This window comes from Pedobacter sp. TM02, from assembly GCF_059705275.1.
On record NZ_AP046530.1, the window covers coordinates 1,516,291 to 1,536,017 of the forward strand.

Sequence of the window (19,727 nt, forward strand, 5' to 3'; positions counted from 1 at the left end):
TTATGTTTAAAAAATTTATAGAGAGACCGGTACTATCAACGGTTATATCCATCATCATCGTTATATTGGGTATTTTGGGCTTGATTACCCTGCCTGTATCCCAATATCCCGAAATTGCGCCGCCTACCGTTCAGGTTTCGGCTTCGTACCAAGGTGCCAATGCCGATGTAGTTATGAATAGCGTAGTTGTTCCGCTCGAAGAACAAATCAACGGGGTAGAAGACATGACCTACATGACTTCTAGCGCTGGCAACGACGGTACGGCAACCATTACCGTTAACTTTAAATTGGGCACCAACCCCGATCTGGCTGCGGTAAACGTACAGAACAGGGTGGCCCGCGCGACCAGCTTATTGCCGGCAGAGGTTACCCGATCGGGCGTAATTACGGCCAAGAGACAGGCCAGTAACGTGTTGATTTTTGGTATTTACAGTGATGACCCTTCCTACGACCAAAAATTCTTGCAGAACTATGCCAACATCAATATCATCCCTCAAATTAAGCGTATCAATGGGGTGGGCGATGCGAGTGCTTTTGGTTTGATGGACTACACCATGCGTATTTGGCTAAAGCCCGATGTAATGGCTACCTATGGTTTGGTACCTAACGATATCAGTGTGGCTTTGGCCGAGCAGAACATCGAAGCGGCACCGGGCCAGTTTGGCGAGCAGGGCAATCAGGCCTTCCAGTACATTTTAAAATACACGGGCAGGCTTAAAAACGAAACTGAGTTTGGCAACATCATCATCAGAACCGGTGCCAACGGCGAAGTGTTGCGTCTGAAAGATATCGCCCGTATCGAAATGGGTGCACAAAGCTACAGCAGCTCGGTAAAATTCGATGGCAAGCAGGCCTTGGGTATCGCCATTAACCAAACGGCAGGTTCAAACGCAAAAGAAGTAATCGAAAACTCGATCAAAACTTTGGATCTGGCCTCAAAATCCTTTCCTAAGGGCGTACACTACCAGGCACTGGTTAATGTCAACGATTTCTTGGATGCCTCTATCGAAAAGGTATTACATACGCTAGTTGAGGCCTTTATTTTGGTGTTTATCGTAGTGTTTATCTTCTTGCAGGATTTCCGCTCTACCTTAATCCCAGCCATCAGTGTGCCGGTGGCTATTATCGGTACCTTCTTCTTCCTCAGCCTCTTTGGCTTTACCATCAACCTGTTAACCCTTTTCGCCTTGGTATTGGCCATTGGTATTGTGGTAGATGATGCCATTGTGGTGGTAGAGGCGGTGCATGCGAAGCTCGACCATGGCTATAAATCGGCCAAACAGGCAACCATCGATGCGATGGACGACATTAGCGGTGCCATTATTTCGATTACCCTGGTTATGGCGGCGGTATTTATTCCGGTAAGTTTTATCCAAGGTTCGTCGGGCGTGTTCTACAAACAGTTCGGTTTAACCTTGGCCATTTCAATTATCCTTTCGGCCATTAATGCCTTAACTTTAAGTCCGGCACTCTGTGCCTTGTTCTTAAAGCCGCACAAGGAAGAGCACGAAAAATCGAAAAACTTTTTGCAGCGCTTTTATGCGGGCTTTAATGCCGGTTTCGACAGCATGACTTCCCGTTATAAACGTGCGGTGAACTTCCTGTCGCATGCGAAGTGGATAGCAGGCTTAGGCATTGCCATTTTTGCGGCGGTACTGATTTACCTCATGAATACCACGCCAAAAGGATTTGTGCCCAACGAGGATTTGGGAACAGTGTTTTCTGATATTTCCTTACCTCCGTCAACCTCACAGGAAGCCACTAATGTGGTGATTACCCAAATAGACAGCATTGTAAAAACCATTCCCGAAATCAAACACTCGTTTAGGGTAGTGGGCCGAAGCTTGATCAGTGGTACCGGCAGTTCGTACGGTATGGTAATTGCCCGTTTGGCACCTTGGGACCAGCGTAAGCGCGATGTGAAGGCCATTATTGGCGAATTATTTGCCAAAACAGCCCGCATTAAAGGCGCAAAGATTATTTTCTTTGCACCGCCAACCATCCAAGGTTTTGGTACCAGTGGTGGTTTCGAATTCCAGCTGCAGGACAAAACCGGTGGCGACATCAGGAAGTTTAATGAAATAGGGCAGGGCTTCTTGGCCGCATTGGCCAAACGTCCTGAAATACAATATGCGTCAACTTCATTTAATCCTAATTTCCCCCAATATCAAATCAATGTGAACGTGGCCAAGGTAAAACAGGCAGGCCTAACGGTGAGCGATGTTTTAGGCGTGTTGCAAGGTTATTATGGCGGTGTTTATGCCTCTAACTTCAACAAGTTTGGCAAGCAGTTTAGGGTAATGTACCAGGCCGAACCGCAATACCGTGCCAACCAGCAAAGCCTGAACAGCATCTATGTACGTAATTCGGGTGGCAAAATGGCTCCGGTTAGCGAGTTCATCACCTTAGAGAAAGTTTATGGGCCACAGGCTATTTCGCGTTTCAACTTGTTTACCTCTATTTCGGTAACAGGTGCACCTAATCCTAGCTTTAGCTCGGGCGATGCCTTGAAAGCGGTTCAGGAAGAAGCGGCCATCCACCTGCCGGCGGGTTATGGCTACGAGTTTTCGGGTCTTTCCCGCGAGGAGGTGAGCAGCGGTAGCCAAACCGTGTTTATCTTCCTGCTTTGTGTAATATTTGTGTATTTCTTGCTTTGCGCACAGTACGAGAGTTATATTTTGCCTTTGGCAGTATTGATTTCCTTGCCGATTGGTTTGGCTGGTGTATTCATCTTCGATAAAATCTTTGGCGTGGACAATAACATCTATACCCAGATTACCCTCATTATGTTGGTAGGTTTATTGGCTAAAAATGCCATCCTGATCGTAGAGTACGCGGTTGACAGAAGGCGTAAGGGCATGAGCATTGTAAATGCAGCCATTGATGGCGCTACGGCGCGTTTGCGTCCAATTTTGATGACTTCATTTGCCTTTATCCTGGGTTTGTTGCCATTGATGATTTCTACAGGTGTAGGCGCTGCAGGTAACAAATCTATCGGTACAGGTGCCGTAGGCGGTATGTTGATCGGTACCATTTTCGGGATTTTCGTTATTCCGGCCTTGTTTATCGTTTTTCAGACCCTGCAAGAGAAAGTAAGCAACAAATCGCCATTTGACGAAGGCTACGATGCGGAACAGGCTTCGCTGGAGTTTCCAGAGGTTGATGCCCGCGAACATTAATAGAATTATTGAATGAGCGAATTATTGAATGATTGAAAGGGAAGATAGAGCAGACGGGTTTAAAATTCAGTCATTCAAAATTCAATCACTCAAAATTAAACATACAAACAGATGAACTCTAGACATAAATATTCGTTATTAATCCTTGGCTTTGTTGTATTGAGCCTCAGTGCCTGTGTAACCAAAAAATACACGCGTCCGGAGGTTATCAGTGATAATTTGTACCGTAGCCAAACGGGAACAGATAGCACTACCATTGCCAATCTGCCATGGAAAACCTTGTTTGCCGATACCGAGCTGCAAACCTTGATTGAACAAGGGCTAAAAGAAAACCTCGATTTAAAAACGGCCATCGAGCGTATTAAAGTGGCCGAAGCAACCTTGTTGCAAAACAGGATGGCCTTGTTGCCAAGCCTGCAAGGCGATGTTTCGGTAACCGATGCCAAGCAATCGAAAGCCGCATTAAACTTTCCGGCAGGCGTTAACATCGATTTGGAAACCCAAACATACCGTGCGCAGCTCAGCACCAGCTGGGAAGCCGATATTTGGGGCAAATTGAGCAGCGCCAAGCGTTCGGCTTATGCCGCCTTATTGCAAAGCGATGCCGCCAAGCGAGCCGTACAAACCCAACTGATTGCCAATATTGCCAATGCTTACTACAATTTGTTGGCCTTGGATCAGCAGTTGGCCATTACCGAACAAACGGTTAAAGTGAGGGAGAAAAGCGTAAGCACCATGAAAGAGCTGAAAGAAGGAGCGATTGTAAACGGTGCCGCGGTAGTGCAAAGCGAAGCCAATTTGTATGCGGCACAAGTAACTATCCCCGATTTGAAAAGAAGCATCAGGGAAGCCGAAAATGCCTTGAGCATCTTGTTGGGAAGGGCGCCGGGAGCCATTGCCCGTACCAGTTTAGACAAACAAGTACCTTACGGCGATTTGAAAACAGGCGTTTCTGCACAGTTGTTGCAAAACCGCCCGGATGTGCAAGCTGCCGAATTGGGCCTGCGCTCGGCTTTCGAAAACACCAACGTAGCCAGGACTTATTTTTATCCAGCTTTAACTTTAACGGCGTCGGGTGGCTTATCGAGCTTGCAGCTGAAGGATTTCTTCAGCCACTCGATTTTCTATAACCTGGTAGGTGGCTTAACCCAACCTATTTTTGCCAAAGGCCAGAACAAGGCGCGTTTAAAAACGGCTCAGGCACAACAGCAGATTGCTTTTTATGGTTTTCAACAGAGTTTGCTAACCGCTGGACAAGAAGTGTCGAATGCTTTGTATGCTTACCAAACGGCAACCGAAAAAGAAGGTACGCGCGCCAAGCAAATCGCTTCTTTAACTAAGGCGGTTGATTTTACACAAGAATTGTTGCGCTATAGCTCGGCAACCAATTATACCGACGTACTGACCTCTGAGCAAAGCCTTTTGGCAGCGCAATTGAGTAGCGTAAGCGATAAGTTGCAAAAACTGCAAGCCGTAGTCAATTTGTACAAAGCCTTGGGTGGCGGCTGGAAGCAGTAATCTTTGAGCCTAGGCCCTCAGCTAAACTCAGGTTCAATATAGAATAAAACCGAAGAAAGCCCGCATGGTGGGCTTTCTTCGGTTTAAAAGAAATCTTTACACCGGATCTGATCTATCGGTTCTACCAAATGATCCGACTGCCAACGTTCAACTATTCCTATATTTGCGCCATCATGGATATTTTCCCTACGCAGTACTCAACCCTTGCTGCTCGAGCCTTAAAAGATTTTTTGGAGCAGCAATATGGTTTTTCGCAAATGAAATGTCGTTTGCTGGTGCACAATGTGAGCGATACTTACCTGCTCGAAAACGATACGGAGCAATATATTTTCAAGATCTATCGCGATGCACACCGAAAACTTGACGAGATCAAGGCAGAAGTAGAACTGCTCAATATCCTCAAAGAAAATGGCGTAAGCGTTTCTTATCCAATCAAAGCCTTGGATGGCGAACAGATCCAATCTTTTAATGCGGCTGAAGGTACACGCTATGGTATTTTGCTGAGCTATGCCTTAGGCCAACCGGTTTATGAGCTTAATCCACAGCAATTGGAAACGCTGGGTACTGAAATGGCCAAATTCCATAATCTAGCCAGCGTTATTGAATTGAAACACCCAAGAAAAGCCTATACGATAGAGACCACGATCAAACAACCGATAACAATAGTAAAACCGGCTTTCGAGGGGATGGAGGAAGTTTATGCCCAATTGGTTCAAATGGCTAATCAGGTAAGCACCCAAATGGAAAAGCTGGATTTAAGCAATTTCAGTTACGGCTACTGCCATTTTGATTTCCTGCCTAAAAACTTTCACTTCCAAAAAAATGGTGAGCTCACTTTCTTCGATTTCGATTTTGCTGGTCAAGGATATTTGATTAACGACATCACCTCTTTTTACATCCATTATTTTTTGGAATGTATCCATAACAAAATCAGTAGGGAAGAGGCAGAAAAATCTTTTGCCTTATTTGTGGAGGCCTATCGAAAAGTGAGGCTTCTAAGTGATGAAGAGCTTGCTACGATGCCTTATTTTGGTTTTGGCTTTTGGGTATTTTACCTCGGCTTCCAATACGAAAACTTCGACGACTGGTCGAGCATTTTCTTCGGGCCTAATTACTTAAAGCAAAGGGTAGCACTGATCGAGAAGTGGCTGGAATGGTTTCCCGATTAATTCATGTGCTATTTCTGCATCAGTTGTCTGAAGATTAGCTTAACGTCCCTAATTTATGGATACTCAAAACGGCTATTGATCACTGTTTAAAAGCAGAACGATAAATCTTTCCGTCTTTCATCACAAACACCACTTCCTTTATTTTTTTAATATCTATACTAGGATCGCCTTGTACGGCAATGATGTCGGCCATGAGGCCCTTGCGCAGGCTTCCAATCTTTTCGTCGTAGCCAAAAGCCTTGGCATTGACCGAGGTTGCCGATCGCAACACATCGATAGGTTTCATGCCGTAGGCTACCATCAGTTCCATTTCGCGGGCATTGGTGCCATGGGCAAAAACACCCACATCGCCACCCATTAAAATGGTAACGCCATTGCGTAAGGCCAGTTCGAAACTTTTCTTTTTGTTTTTAATGCGTTCGGGCTCTGGATCAATGCCTTTTTTCCAGCCATCATATTGTAAAGTGGCATCGCTGGCGGCCAAAGTGGGGCATAAGGCAACTCCTTTTTCCTTCATGAGCTTAAAAATCTCTTCATCGCCGTTGTCGCCGTGTTCTATGGTAGAGACACCGCCCAGAATTGCCCTGCGCATGCCTTCTTTGGTCGAGGCATGCGCAACGGTTGGCCGTCCGCTGCTTTTGGCAATGGCACTTGCGGTGGCTATTTCTTCGATGCTAAAAGTAGGGGCTGGCTTGCCGTCCAATCCCCAGCGGTAATCGGCATAAAGCTTGATCAAATCGGCACCTTTGCTAATTTGGAGGTAAACCTCTTTGGCCATTTCGGGAGTGCCGGCTACTTCGGCCGCGCCTTGTGGCAGCTCCAAATCCGCATTCTTATAGTTGGGTCCGTAGCTTCCCCTAGCCACAATGGCCTTGGTGGCAATGATCATTCTTGGTCCGCTGATTACCCCTTTTTCGATGGCTTGCTTGAGGCCCGCATCATCAAATCCAGCGCCTTCAGTACCCAAATCGCGAACGGTGGTAAAACCAGCCATTAAGGTTGCTTCGGCGTGTTTAACGGCTCTGGCGGTTCTTTCGGCGCGGCTTTCCTTCAGTACCTGCTCGTTCCAGCTTACTTCGTTGTAAGGATGCAAAAACAAATGCGAGTGTCCTTCAATCAAGCCCGGCATTAAAGTAGTGCCTGGCAATTCTATAATTTTGGTATGGGCTGGCAGCTTAAAAGTCATGGCGCCCACTGCTTCAATTTGCTGGCCTTTTACCAGTACCACCCAGTTGCTGTGCAAGTTCTCGCCGTCAAAAACCTGCGCAGGTTTTAAAAGAATAAGCGAATCTTGTTGGGCAAATGCCGATAGCCCCAAACAAAGCAACATCATGGAGAAAACAGCTTTCATAAGCTCAAGATAAGAAAAAAGCGGATGTTTGTATCGTAATTCGCTGGTGTGGCTCAAGATGTAATTATAAATTTACTTATGGCGAATGCTTTCCATTATTTTAAAGGAGTGGCTGCATGGGTATTGCCAACAAACAAAAAAGCATCAAAATGTTGGCTGATATTGGTTTTATCGTTAGTGCTTGGATCGCTCTTTGGGCCATAGCCTATAAAACGCAAAGGCTTCGTTTCGTTTTTGCTGTTGTATTGCGCCGGGAAAATGTAAAAGGCTGGTTTATTCAAGGCTAAAAACTGGGTTTCCCACGATTCGGCTATTGTTTTTTCTAATGGGTAGGCTTTCATAAGATTGGTGTAGGTATCGCGCGATTGTTCGGTAGCCGCAAAAGTGCCGGTGGCCGTTCCGGTGCCTACTACAAAATATTGGTTGGGAAACAGCTTGGCAATTTCGCCACCCATACCGCCAACGGCATTATCGTAAACGCCGGTTTTAGCCACATGGGCATTGTGTGCCCAAATAATCATTTTATCGCGGTTATCCTTTAATATTTCGGCTACGTTGGCAGCCATGTTTACATCGCGGCTGGGTTCTGCTTTTTTGATGGCATTGTAATAGAAAGGAGAGAAAGCCTGCTTAATATTCAACAAGATCAAATGGCTGGCTGATTTCAGCTTTTCAGGGAGCTTCGATTGCTGTATTTTCTGATCAAGGCTATCGGCCAATAAATAGCCTTTAGAGCTGCTGTTGCTCATGGCGGGGAAATCAATTTTACTGTTTTTGTCGTTCATGGCTTCCCATGTGGCGTCCTGTAAAGAGGCCGGGATCTTTAAGCGGTTCACCTCAACCAAAAATTCGGGTTGCTTGGCCAATATTTTTTGCAAGGCCTCTATATCAACATTGTTGTAAACATAGTCTATGCCGTCAATTACCACTTTCTTTTGATGAGTTTGGTTGTAGCTTCGCACCCAAGTTAACAGTTCTTTGGTTTCTTCGTTCTGCCAGATGCGCAGCAGGCGCTTTTTCATCAGCGCATTCAGGTCGGCTTGGCTGTTTAGTTCTTGGTTCAGCATCAGGCCATCGCTCAGGTCGTTTTCAAAGGCAATGCGGGTAAAGCCTTTCTTTTCGATCAGTTCGCGGGTAATCCAATAGCGTAGTTTGTAAAATTCGGCGGTGCCATGCGTACCTTCGCCCAAGGCTACAATTCTTTTTTCGGCCATTTTTTCGATCAGTGGTTGGGCACTTTTTACAAATGCCTGTCTGCTGGCCAGGTTAAGCGCGTTGGCCGATTGTGCCCTGGCATTAAGAGTTAAAAAGATAGCAAGGATAAAAAGTTGAAGTGTTGTTTTCATGTTCTTGTTTTTTGATGATGCAAATCAACACACAAAAAATAGGCTCGCTGTCGATTATTCGACCGAGACCGAGGTGTAGGCTGCCAAACTGCGGCTGATTTTTTTGGTCGTGCAAAAACTGGCCTTCGTCGAAAACAAACACGGCATAGTCAATAAATATTACGATTTTAGTCCCATCATGAAGAAACCAGCGCTTACTTTTCCCCTTTTTTTCGAACTGATCATCTGGCTGCTTTATGTTTGCATTTATAAGTATTCGGCTTATATGGAGAGCTCGAGTTTGCCTCATGTGCCAAATAATGATTTTCCCTACCTGCAGATTTGTCTATACGGCATCTGTTCAACATTGCTGCTCATTCCGTATTACCGTTGGCTTATCCCTTATTTATTGCAGCGTAAAAAGTATCTGGGATTGTTTTTGGTTACGGTAGCCTATTTTTTGCTGCTTATGCCTTTGAATAATGCAGCAGTTTCATGGCTGTTTAAAATGGCTACGCAGGGCCTCCCGGTGAATAATTTTTTTAAATTTGCTTATCAGTATTGGGATTGGAACATGATGTTTACCGACTTGATCGCCTTTTTTTGTATCGGGCTTTCCAGGTTTTCGTATCAGAATGAAATCAAACGTCACCAGTCGGAAACCGATAACCTGCACCTGCAGCTCAATATGCTTAAAACCCAGCTGCAGCCTCATTTTTTGTTCAACACCTTAAACAGTTTGTATGGTTTGAGCTTGGTAGGGTCAAAAGAAGCGCCCCGTTTTATTTTGCTGCTTTCGCAAATGATGCAATACATTTTGTACGATTGTGATAAAGAAGAAGTGAGTTTACAGGAGGAAATCGATTTTTTAAAAGGCTATTTTGAGTTGGAACAGCAAAAGTTTCCGAAAGCCAGTATTGTTTTTCAGGCACCTGAGGTAGATGCAAGGGTGAAGATCCCGCCTTTGCTGTTTTTGCCCCTGGTCGAAAATAGTTTTAAGCACGGCCGGCATAAACTGGAAGACCATGCTTCGGTATTGGCCTATGTAGCGGTTACGCCGTCACAAATTAGCTTTACCATACAGAATGACCAACTGCAAAACACGCCTCAGCTCGGTGCAAAACCTGTTGGTGGCATCGGGTTGGTCAATGTCAAAAAAAGATTGGAACTTTACTATCCAAAGCAACACCAGCTGATCTTAACAGAAGAAAACGGCCAATATGTGGCCTCCGTAATTTTGAACCGCAAATGAACTGCATTGTCATAGACGACGAGCCCATGGCTCATCAGGTATTAGAACACTACATCGGCCAAACGCCAGGCCTGGAGCATTTGGCTTCGTTCAGAAATGCTGTCGAAGCATTCGAGTATTTGGGCAAGTATAAGGTAGACCTGTTGTTTTTGGATATTGAAATGCCCCTGGTTAATGGATTGCATTTTTTGAAGGCTTTAACGCGAAGGCCAAAGACCATTTTTACCACGGCCTATAAGCAATATGCCTTTGAGAGTTATGAACTCGAGGCCGTTGATTATTTGTTAAAACCATTTTCGTACGAGCGTTTTAGGAAAGCGGTAAACAAGGCGGGCCTGTTGGATGGACCTGCCGAAGATGCTCAAATAAGCCATTTGTTGATTAAAGATGGCCAAAGCCTACTCAACCTCAGGCAACAGGATATTATATACATAGAGGGCAACAAAGACTACGTGAAGATTTTTACCGAAGCGCAATTTTACCTGGTATATCAAACTTTGAAAGGCTTGCTCGAACAGTTGCAACCCAAGCAGTTTTTGCAGGCCCATCGTTCGTACATTGTCAACAAAAACCATGTACGGCGCATTGTGGATAATAAACTGATGCTTAGCAATCAGGATTTTGTGCCGATTGGGCCCTTGTATAAAAAAGAGCTGCTGGAAGCCATGAACGGCTAGCTTTATTCTTCCATATCGAGTAATTGCTTGATCATGGACCTGAAGTTTTTGCCAATAGGCACTTCGCGTTTGTTTTTGAGGTATATGGTGTTTCCCTCCATGTAGTGAACAAATTTCTTGTTCAGGATGTACGATTTATGGATGCGGACAAAGGCTGATGCCGGCAGCTGTTCTTCAAAGCTGCTCATGGTTCTAGGCGTTAGCAGGAAATCAGCGTCGCGCCAAACCTTTACGTAATTGCCCAGGCTTTCCAGGTACTGTATTTCGTCTAAAGGCATCAAAACCGTCTTCTTATCCACCTTGATGGCAATTTGTGCGCTTTCGGGTGCTATGACAGTTTGCTGTGGGACACTTGCCTTGTAAGCTTGTTTTTTGAGGTTATGGATTTCGAGTGCCCGATTGGCCGCTTTGAGCAGGCGATCGAAACGGAACGGTTTGCGCAGGTAATCGCAAACATCAAGATCGAAGCTTTCCAGTGCATATTCTTCGTAAGCCGAAGTAATGATGATGATGGGTTTGTGTGTTAGCGTTCTGATAAAATCCAGACCATTGAGTTTAGGCATTCGAATGTCGAGAAAAATAAGGTCAATTTCATTTTTACTCAAAAAATCCAGCGCTTCCGTTGCCCGATAAAACTGGCCTGCTACCGTTATAAAAGGAATGTCGTCCAGATAGGTGAGGATAATGTTGTGGGCCAGCGGCTCATCGTCTATAATTAGGCAACGTAAACTCATGATAACTGGAGGAATAGCTGTGCTTTAAAAATAGAATTATCTTTGCTGATGGTCAAGCGATGTTGGTTTGGGTAAAGCAACTCTAAACGTTTAACCAGGTTTTGAAGGCCAATGCCGCCTGCTTTTTCAGGTTCGTCATTTTCGAATGAATTTTCGCAGCAGCAATAAAGCTCCTTTTGTTGGCAGCGTAGCTTTAATCGTAAAAATGCGGTTTCTTCGGCGGGTTCAATGCCGTGTTTAAAAGCATTTTCTAGTAAGATGATGAGCATCAGGGGTGCGATGGTTTGTTTGTCGTCGCTAATTTCCACTTCAAATTTAAGATCTAAAGGCTTTTTGAGCCTGATTTGCTGCAATTGGAGGTAGTCTTCGATGTATTTCAGCTCGTCGGCCAAGCTTACCTGCTTTTCCTGGCCTTTGTAAATGGTATAGCGCATCAGCTCGGCCAGTTGTAAAATACTTTCGGGCGTTTTGTCCGATTTTTGCAGGCTTAATGCATAAAGGTTGTTGAGCGTATTGAAAAAGAAATGGGGATTGAGCTGCTGCTTCAGCAAATCGAGTTCGGCTTGCGATTTTTCTTTTTCCAATGCAATAATCTGGTTGTTCTGCTTACCCCATTGCAACGAAAGCACAATAGGCAGGCTCAAAATCATAATTCCTATTACGCTAAAGGCATTTTCGAGGTCGAAGGGATTGGGAGAGAAAATATCGCGCCCAAATATCTTGTTAATGGGCAAAAACAACAAAAGCTGTGCAATAATGGGGTAGAGGATAACAACGGTTGTCAATAAGCTTAAGATGTAACTGGTGAGTCCCTGTTGTTTCAGTACTTTGGCCACAAGGTAGCGGTTGTTGATGAAAAAGAACAGGTAACCCGATAGGTACATGATTAAAAACTGGACAAAAAAACTGATAAAAGCACTGAAATGGCGTATAACCTTAAAAAAGTTAAACTCTAATCCTATCAATAGGTTGTTTTGGTGGTCGTAACGCGGGTTGCCCATGCTCGATACCGCCATTATGGAAATGGTAAGCGCAAAAAGTACGATGCTGATCAACACTGCATTTTCGAGTCCTATTTTTTTGATCCATTTCACATGTCTGATGCTGTTTTGATAGTAGCTGTTGATGCGCAGCAATAATGCTAAAGCCAAGGCTGCACCAGCAGTAAGTGCATACAGGTTAATGTATTGCCGCTGAAATAGACAGGCAAAAAGGGTAGCTATTGCAGGCAGGCAAACCATGAAGCAAAGCAACCAATAGCGCAGATATTTTTTTCGTGCAGTGTTGGCCTGTAATTGTGGGTTGAACCACGAAAATAACAGGCAAGGTGCCAGAACCGGAAAAGTAAGCGATAGGTAATTGAAATAATTGTCCCAGGTGGTTGCACCCTTATCCCATAAGAAAAGAATGGCAATCCAAAACCAAAGCCCAATAAAAATAAAGAACTCTTGGTGTTTGAAAATCACATTTAAGCGGGCTGCCGATTTATCCATTGCTTTAAAAATAACGAAAGAACAACAAATTGCCCATATCCTCAAATCTAAATGACGAAGGGGGGCTTTTTGGTGATGAAAGGAAAACCGGTTTATCGTCTACGGTCAATAGCGGTATTGGTCTTTGCGCTTTAACCTCGTTTCGAGCCTTTCATCATCGTTACCAGCGCCTTCGTCACTAAAATTTAAGGGAATGGAAACGGCTGGTTTTCTTTGTTCCATCATAATTCGAATGACCATGGAAAGACTTCATCTACAAAATCTCAGTAAGCAGTATGGCAATGGCGTAAAGGCCTTAGACCATGTTACGCTTAGTATTGGCAATGGCATGTTCGGTTTGCTTGGCCCTAACGGCGCGGGCAAATCGTCGCTGATGCGCACCCTGGCTACGTTGCAGCTCCCCGATAGCGGACAGGTTTACTTTGATGGACAGGATATTTACCAAGATTCGCAATACATGCGCAACCAATTGGGTTATCTGCCCCAAGATTTTGGCGTTTATCCCAAAATATCGGCGGTCGATTTGCTCAACCACATGGCGGTGCTTAAAGGCATGCTCAATCAAAGCGAACGGAAAGAACAGGTGCTATCGCTGTTGCAGCAAACCAACCTTTATGAAGTACGCAAACGTGCGGTGAGCTCCTATTCGGGAGGGATGAGGCAACGTTTTGGTATAGCCCAGGCCTTGCTCGGTAATCCGCAACTGATTATTGTTGACGAACCCACTGCCGGTTTAGACCCACTCGAACGCAACCGTTTCCACGATCTGCTGAGCGAAATAGGCGAACAGAAAGTGGTATTGCTCTCTACCCATATTGTAGAAGACGTACACGATCTTTGTCCCGAAATGGCGGTGTTGGCAGGCGGAAAAGTCATTTTAAAAGGCAAGCCATCAATTTTAACCGAAGGCCTAAATGGCAGGATATGGCGCAAAACCATTTCGAAAGAGGCTTTGGCTGATTATGCAAACGTGTTTAATGTCATTTCTACCCGAAGATTAGCTGGTCAGATCCAATTGCACGTATTGGCCGATGAGCGTCCAGCAACAGGTTTCGAGCCTTTTTATCCAGGGTTGGAAGAAGTATATTTCTCGGCGCTGTTTGGCGCACAACAGCTACAAGAGGAGGGCGGAAGATGATGGGTCAACTCTTAAGGTTCGAGCTGAAATACCATTTCGGCCAGCTTTCGTTCAAAATTACGGCCCTGTTATTCTTTGCGTTGGGCATGGTCATTGTTAATGGAGGTTTTGGCAGCAGCGAAGTATATAAAAATTCGCCCTTTACCATTACCTATATCACCAGCTTCTTGTCGTTGCTTACCGTATTTGCCACTACGCTGTGTTGTGCCAATGTTGTGCTGAGAGATCAGGTTTACCAAATGGACAGTGTGGTATTTACCACTTCGATTAAAAAAGGGCCTTATTTTTTTGTTCGCTTTGCAGGGTTGGTGATGGCTGTATTTTTTATACTGGTTGTGGCTATATTGGGCATGTTGTTAGGTGGTTATTGGTTTGCTGCCGATCAGTTGGGGCCATTTAAATGGATCAATTGCCTGCAGCCCTTGCTGGTTTTCGGCTTGCCAAATATTTTGTTTTCGTCGGCCATCATTTTTTGTACCGCAGTGCTCAGCAAAAACACAAGGGCCATTTATGCCGCAGGTGTACTACTGTATATTTTGTACATGGCTGCTTCTATTTTGGGCAATTCGCCCATGTTGGCCAACTCGGCTTATAAAACGACCGATTCGCTGGCTGTCCCTATCTTAACAGATCCTTTTGGCCTTGCCGCTTTCTTTGCTACCGTAAAAACCTGGACCGATTTGCAACGCAACACCCAGCAATTTCCGGTTGAAGGACTGTTTTTGATGAACCGGCTGCTATGGTTAGGCTTTACTGCGGTGCTGATTTTGCTGAGCTATCGCTTCTTCAATTTCAGGTTAGGGCAAACCCTCAAAAGCAAACAAGCGAAGGTGTTGAAAAGAAAAATCGCACTTGTGCCTTTCAGGAATTTTAAAACGCAGGCCCAAGGATTTGGCTATAGTTGGTTGGTGTTTAAATCGCAGTTTAGGCTCGAAACCATTTCGCTGTTCAAGCACATTTCGTTTATGGTGATGCTCTTGCTTTGGATATTTATTTACACCATCGAGCTCAAGGACACTATTTTTAACGGTCAGTACGGCACTTCCGCCTATCCAACTACAGGCCTAATTGTAGAGCAATTGCGGTCCATGCGTTTTTCGCTTATTTTGGTCATCTTTTTTGCGGCCGAGTTGTTGGGTAGCGAACGATCGGTTAATATACATTCGCTCATTTACAGCACGCCGATTAAGAACTGGCCAATGTGGGCAGCCAAAACGCTGGCACTGATGGTTTTGGTGCTGGCGCTTACCACAACCAATATAGGCATTGGCATTGCCCTGCAGCTGAGCCATGGCTATTTTAACATCGAACCGCTTACCTACATTTCTTTGTACTATTACAATTCGTTGCCTTTGTGCCTGTTTGTTGTGCTTATTGTATTTGCACAGAACTTAAGTGCCAACAAATATTTGGGCATGGTGCTGGGCCTATTTGTTACCGCGTTTTTCGTCATGGCGCAGCGCGTGGGTTTGGAACATTACCTTTTCCGTTTTGCGGCCGTACCCGATCTCGAATATTCTTATTTTAATGGTTTTGGCCATTACGCAAAGGCTTTTAATTGGTACATGGTTTATTGGTCTGGCTTTTGCATGTTGCTGGCCGGTTTAACTGTTGCCCTGTGGCAAGACCGTTTGAACAGCACCTTGACGCAGCGTTTTAAAAGGATTGGCCACTTGATAAGGAGCCATAAATGGCTGTTTGGCCTAGGCATTGTTGTGTTTTTTACCAGTGGAGGCTATATTTACGAGCAAACCAATCTTGTAGGAGGCTACCAAAATAAAAAGGCCCAACTCGATTGGCGCATCCGCTACGAGAAAAAGTACAAAGCATTGGCCAATTGGCCGCAACCTACTGTTAAATCGGTTAAAACCCATGTCGATTTACTCACCAGAGAAGCCAAATACCGCGTTAAGGGAAGTTATTTGCTGCAAAACGAAAGCAAGCTAGCCATTGCTAAAATTTGGGTAGGCATTAACCGGGAGGTGAATTATTTTGATGTGCGAGTACGTGCCAAGGGGAAATCGATAATTGATCGGGAATTTAAGCAGCAGTTTATTGAATTGGAAAAACCGTTAAAACCAGGCGATACGCTGTACATGGATTTTAGTCTTGAAGTGGTTACCTCCGGTTTTGTGCCCTTTAACAAAGAAAATTCGGTAGTTGAAAATGGTTCTTACATCGAGTTGGAAAAGTTTGTGCCCGACTTTGGCTATAACAGCAGGATGGAAACAAGCGACGAAAGGGCTAGAAAAAAAGCCGGTTTAGCGCCAATTATCATCGGCAATGCCACTGACAGCACTTACCATCTGATTGATTTGGAAACCACGATATCAACGGCTCCAGATCAGCAAGTGGTTACCGTAGGCCAATTGCAAAAAGAATGGATAAAGGATGGCCGCCGTTATTTTCATTATAAAACCACACAACCTATCGATTTTATGTTCGCTTTGAGTTCGGCGCGCTATCAAGTAAAAACCGAACTCTACAAAGGCATGGCGCTTAAGCTCTACTACCTCAAAGGACATGAATACAATTTAAGCGATATGCTACAGGGTATGAAAGATGCCTTAAGCTATGGGGCAGAGTACTATAGCCCGTATCAGTTTAAGCAATTGAGCCTGGCCGAAATTCCGCAGTACAACGGGGCGGCAACCGCTTATGCCGGGGTGCTTTTTAGCGCCGAAAAGCTCAATTTCCTGACCAATTATAACAAAAGTCTGATCAACCATGCCTATGCCATTGCTGCCCACGAAACCGCGCACCAGTGGTGGGCCAACCAGCTGAGGCCCTTGTCGCAGCCCGGAGCCGATATGTTTACCGAATCGATAGCGAAATATACCGAAGCTGTATTGATGGAACATCGATATGGCAAGATGTACCTGCGCAAATACCTGAGTTTCGACAACAACCTTTATTTTGTTTACAGCGCCACCGACCGTGAAGAACGGCCATTGGGCAAATCGTATAACCAACCATATATCTATTATCAAAAAGGCGGGTTGGTGATGTATGCCTTGAAAGAAATGCTGGGCGAGCGTGAAATGAACCTGGTGCTGAGCCGGTTGCTCGCCAAACATTCGAGCCCTAACAAAAAGGCGGGAACTGAAGACCTGGTTGCCGAATTATACAAAGCAGCTACTCATGAACAAAGGCAGTTTATAGACGAGAGCATCAACAAAATTATGATTTACCGGATGAGCCTTAAAGTGCTGCCAGGCAAAGCGTTGGCAAACGGCCAGTACGAATTGAAGTTGCAGGTAAATATTGAGCCCAGCGAAAAGGCCGGAAAGACAGCGTTGCAACCCCATATGACGGTAGATTTGGCCACTTTTGATCAACTTAAGGAAGACTGGACCGACCAAACCAAACCGTTTTATTTGAAAAAGCATCATTTTACCAAACGGCAAACCATTTTGAGCATCATGGTGCCTCAAAAGCCCAAAGCTGTCGCCCTAGATCCTTATGCCTATTATTTAGACGACAACCAGCAAGACAATCTGCAAACAATTAAATAAAGAAGAAACTTTCAGCAAGCAACCAAGCTACCCAATGGGCAGCTTGGTTGGTAAGGGGTAGTTACGAAAGTTAATTGTTGACCAATTTCATGGCGCCTTCGGCATAACGGGCACCAACATTCGGATATTTTTTCAGGATTTCTTCTATCACATTTAATTCTGCTCCTGACAGTTGTACTTCAACGGCGCCAGCATTTTCCTGTAGGTATTTTCTTTTCTTGGTGCCCGGAATAGGGATAATGTCATCACCCTGTGCCAATACCCAAGCCAAAGCCAATTGGGCAGGTGTACAGTCTTTATCCTGAGCCAACAGTGCAAAATCGGCCACTAACCTGGCGTTGTTTTCGGCATGTTCGCCTTGGTTGCGGGGCAGGGTTTTTCTAAAATCGTCGGCTGTTAGGGCATTGAGGTCGAGCGTATTCGAAACCAATCCCCTTGCCAATGGCGAGTAAGGAACCAAAGTAATGCCCAGTTCTCTGGTGGTTGCCAGAATTTCGCCTTCTACATTCCTGGTTAGCAAGGAATATTCGCTTTGCAGGGCCGAAATAGGGTGCACGGCGTGTGCTTTACGGAGCGATGCCGGCGAGGCTTCGCTCAGGCCCAGGTATTTTACCTTGCCTTCTTTTACCAGCTCGGCCATGGCGCCAACGGTTTCCTCTATCGGAACATTCACGTCAACACGGTGTGCGTAATACAAATCGATGGTGTCTGTTTTCAGTCTTTTCAGACTGGCTTCAACGGCTTGTTTCATCCATTTTGGCGAACCATCGAAATAGGTGCCTACGGCATTTGAAGTGCCTGTATCTTCCTTAAACCTGAAGCCAAATTTGGTGGCAATGAAAACCTTGTCGCGGTTGGGTACCAAAACCTTCGAAATCAGTTCTTCGTTCAGGCCATTGCCATAAACGTCGGCGGTATCCCAAAAATTTATGCCCAGATCCAAGGCTTTATGCAAGGTGGCAATGCTTTCGGTATCGTCGGCAGGGCCATAAGCAAAGCTCATGCCCATACAACCCAGGCCTATAGCCGATAGTTGTTCAGTTGTTTTTCCAAGATTTCTATATTTCATAACGATATGGTTTGAATAGTCGTAAATAACGATTTGTTTATAATGTTTTAAGCTATTGCCGCTTTAGTGTTGACCACTGGTTTAACCAAAAACTGGAGCAGTAGCAAAGCAATAAGCCCGATAAACAGATAGCCGTAGCCAAGTCCTAATTGAGATTGGGGATGCAAAACGCCTACCACGGTGTAGCTGCATACCGAGGTGATGATAAAATTGGCGCCACCGCTCAAGCCGCTCGCTACTCCAGCCATTTGCGGAAACCTGCCCAAACAGTAGGCGAAATAATTGTTGAAGATGAAGCCAACGCAGACATGGATCAAAAAGGCAAAAAATATCAACGTGAAAATGTTGTTAAACCATTGCGCGCTAACGAGCATGCCCGCAATAAAAATCAACTGCAGCATATTGGCGATTCGTATTTTGGGGATAAACGGCTTTTGGATCAGTGCTTTGCCCAGCAAGCCACCGCACATCCAGGCCAGGCCCATCATCAGGGCCGCATAACCGGCTACCACAGGCGAATAGCCAAACTGGTGCTCGATAATAAAGGAACCCGACAGCCCGAAAACCATGGTGGTGCCATAACAAAGCCCGATAATGAAGATGCCGTATAAGAACAGCGGTGTGCTCAGCATGGTTTTGTAGTCCTTGATGATAGATGGCAAACGAAAAGGTCGATATTCGGGAACGGTTTCGCCCGAGAAGATCGCTTCCAATACCAATACCACGATGCCGTAAACAGCCAACACATAAAAATTGGCCTGCCAGTTGAAATATTGCTGCAGGTAACCGCCTATAAACGGAGCAATAACCGGTGCCGACGACCATACGATAGATAGGGAACTCAGGTATTTTTTTCGTTCATCACCTTCATAAACATCAACAAAATAGGCTCTTTTGGCTACTACGATAAAGCCCGTGGTAATGCCCTGCACAATGCGCATGGCGTAGATTACTTCGATTTGTTTGGTTAATACGATAACGAAATTGCTACCGATGAAAATAGCCAGTGCAATGAGTGTTGGCCTGTAGCGGCCATAGCTGTCAACCAGACTGCCGGTAATGAATTGAGCCAGTCCGTAACTGATCAGGAACAAAGCCAAGGTAAGCTGAATGGCATTTTCTGTCTGGTGCAGCTCTATGGCCATGTGCGGCATAGAAGGCAGGTACATATCGGTAATTAGGCCCGAAAGCGGGATCAATAGAAAAGCGATAAAAGTGGCTATCTTTTTGTTTTTGGGCTGCAGTTTTTGGGATAAGATTGGCATGATGAAATTTTATGATACAAAACTACTCGCAATGCTGGGCTG

At 45.1% G+C, this 19,727-nt stretch carries 13 protein-coding genes; 7 read left to right on the forward strand and 6 right to left on the reverse strand.

The features are described from left to right. Positions 1-2 precede the first annotated feature (2 nt). The 3 genes from AC6H1S_RS06455 (at position 3) to AC6H1S_RS06465 (ending at position 5,866) form a co-directional block, all read left to right on the forward strand. The gene (locus tag AC6H1S_RS06455; RefSeq protein WP_199139504.1) at positions 3-3,179 is read left to right on the forward strand and encodes an efflux RND transporter permease subunit; all 3,177 of its coding nucleotides are present in this window, start codon (positions 3-5) and stop codon (positions 3,177-3,179) included. A gap of 111 nt (positions 3,180-3,290) precedes the next feature. Next, complete coding sequence (locus AC6H1S_RS06460) at positions 3,291-4,697, forward strand: efflux transporter outer membrane subunit (protein WP_199139502.1); 1,407 nt, start codon at positions 3,291-3,293, stop codon at positions 4,695-4,697. 128 nt (positions 4,698-4,825) lie between these two features. Next, positions 4,826-5,866 (forward strand): phosphotransferase enzyme family protein, encoded by a 1,041-nt coding sequence (locus AC6H1S_RS06465; RefSeq protein ID WP_497565572.1) that lies wholly within the window; start codon positions 4,826-4,828, stop codon positions 5,864-5,866. Between the two features lie 79 nt (positions 5,867-5,945). Here AC6H1S_RS06465 and AC6H1S_RS06470 read toward each other — a convergent pair whose 3' ends face one another. Together AC6H1S_RS06470 and AC6H1S_RS06475 are read right to left on the reverse strand one after the other, a co-directional pair. After that, positions 5,946-7,217, reverse strand: coding sequence for a metal-dependent hydrolase family protein (locus AC6H1S_RS06470; RefSeq protein ID WP_497565573.1), 1,272 nt, complete (start codon positions 7,215-7,217; stop codon positions 5,946-5,948). A gap of 95 nt (positions 7,218-7,312) precedes the next feature. Then, positions 7,313-8,563, reverse strand: coding sequence for an erythromycin esterase family protein (locus AC6H1S_RS06475; protein ID WP_497565574.1), 1,251 nt, complete (start codon positions 8,561-8,563; stop codon positions 7,313-7,315). A gap of 109 nt (positions 8,564-8,672) precedes the next feature. Here AC6H1S_RS06475 and AC6H1S_RS06480 point away from each other — a divergent pair, with 109 nt between their 5' ends. Beyond that, the gene (locus AC6H1S_RS06480; RefSeq protein WP_497565575.1) at positions 8,673-9,794 is read left to right on the forward strand and encodes a sensor histidine kinase; all 1,122 of its coding nucleotides are present in this window, start codon (positions 8,673-8,675) and stop codon (positions 9,792-9,794) included. Beyond that, positions 9,791-10,471, forward strand: a complete 681-nt coding sequence (locus AC6H1S_RS06485) for a LytR/AlgR family response regulator transcription factor (protein ID WP_497565576.1) — start codon at positions 9,791-9,793, stop codon at positions 10,469-10,471. The genes AC6H1S_RS06480 and AC6H1S_RS06485 overlap by 4 nt, the downstream gene beginning before the upstream one ends. Positions 10,472-10,473: 2 nt before the next feature. Here the strand turns inward: AC6H1S_RS06485 and AC6H1S_RS06490 are convergent, their stop codons facing one another. Together AC6H1S_RS06490 and AC6H1S_RS06495 are read right to left on the reverse strand one after the other, a co-directional pair. Then, on the reverse strand, positions 10,474-11,205 hold the full coding sequence (locus tag AC6H1S_RS06490; protein WP_497565577.1) for a LytR/AlgR family response regulator transcription factor: 732 nt from the start codon (positions 11,203-11,205) through the stop codon (positions 10,474-10,476). Further along, positions 11,202-12,698 (reverse strand): sensor histidine kinase, encoded by a 1,497-nt coding sequence (locus AC6H1S_RS06495; protein ID WP_497565578.1) that lies wholly within the window; start codon positions 12,696-12,698, stop codon positions 11,202-11,204. The genes AC6H1S_RS06490 and AC6H1S_RS06495 overlap by 4 nt, the downstream gene beginning before the upstream one ends. Positions 12,699-12,936: 238 nt before the next feature. Between AC6H1S_RS06495 and AC6H1S_RS06500 the strand changes: the two genes are divergently transcribed. Then, positions 12,937-13,836: an ABC transporter ATP-binding protein gene (locus AC6H1S_RS06500; protein ID WP_497565579.1), complete on the forward strand. Its 900-nt coding sequence runs from the start codon at positions 12,937-12,939 to the stop codon at positions 13,834-13,836. After that, entirely contained in the window at positions 13,833-17,351 is a 3,519-nt protein-coding gene (locus AC6H1S_RS06505) for a M1 family aminopeptidase (protein WP_497565580.1), read from the forward strand. Before AC6H1S_RS06500 ends, AC6H1S_RS06505 begins: the two co-directional genes overlap by 4 nt. Positions 17,352-17,421: 70 nt before the next feature. Here AC6H1S_RS06505 and AC6H1S_RS06510 read toward each other — a convergent pair whose 3' ends face one another. Continuing rightward, on the reverse strand, positions 17,422-18,420 hold the full coding sequence (locus tag AC6H1S_RS06510; protein ID WP_497565581.1) for an aldo/keto reductase: 999 nt from the start codon (positions 18,418-18,420) through the stop codon (positions 17,422-17,424). A 47-nt stretch (positions 18,421-18,467) separates the two neighbouring features. Further along, entirely contained in the window at positions 18,468-19,685 is a 1,218-nt protein-coding gene (locus tag AC6H1S_RS06515; protein WP_199139486.1) for a multidrug effflux MFS transporter, read from the reverse strand. Between the last annotated feature and the right edge of the window lie 42 nt (positions 19,686-19,727).

Bases quoted from the DNA above. Each gene is read 5' to 3' on its own strand.
- AC6H1S_RS06455 (WP_199139504.1), top strand. From the start codon at position 3: ATGTTTAAAAAATTTATAGAGAGACCGGTACTATCAACGGTTATATCC.
- AC6H1S_RS06460 (WP_199139502.1), top strand. From the start codon at position 3,291: ATGAACTCTAGACATAAATATTCGTTATTAATCCTTGGCTTTGTTGTA.
- AC6H1S_RS06465 (WP_497565572.1), top strand. From the start codon at position 4,826: ATGATCCGACTGCCAACGTTCAACTATTCCTATATTTGCGCCATCATG.
- AC6H1S_RS06470 (WP_497565573.1), bottom strand. From the start codon at position 7,217: ATGAAAGCTGTTTTCTCCATGATGTTGCTTTGTTTGGGGCTATCGGCA.
- AC6H1S_RS06475 (WP_497565574.1), bottom strand. From the start codon at position 8,563: ATGAAAACAACACTTCAACTTTTTATCCTTGCTATCTTTTTAACTCTT.
- AC6H1S_RS06485 (WP_497565576.1), top strand. From the start codon at position 9,791: ATGAACTGCATTGTCATAGACGACGAGCCCATGGCTCATCAGGTATTA.
- AC6H1S_RS06490 (WP_497565577.1), bottom strand. From the start codon at position 11,205: ATGAGTTTACGTTGCCTAATTATAGACGATGAGCCGCTGGCCCACAAC.
- AC6H1S_RS06495 (WP_497565578.1), bottom strand. From the start codon at position 12,698: ATGGATAAATCGGCAGCCCGCTTAAATGTGATTTTCAAACACCAAGAG.
- AC6H1S_RS06500 (WP_497565579.1), top strand. From the start codon at position 12,937: ATGGAAAGACTTCATCTACAAAATCTCAGTAAGCAGTATGGCAATGGC.
- AC6H1S_RS06505 (WP_497565580.1), top strand. From the start codon at position 13,833: ATGATGGGTCAACTCTTAAGGTTCGAGCTGAAATACCATTTCGGCCAG.
- AC6H1S_RS06510 (WP_497565581.1), bottom strand. From the start codon at position 18,420: ATGAAATATAGAAATCTTGGAAAAACAACTGAACAACTATCGGCTATA.
- AC6H1S_RS06515 (WP_199139486.1), bottom strand. From the start codon at position 19,685: ATGCCAATCTTATCCCAAAAACTGCAGCCCAAAAACAAAAAGATAGCC.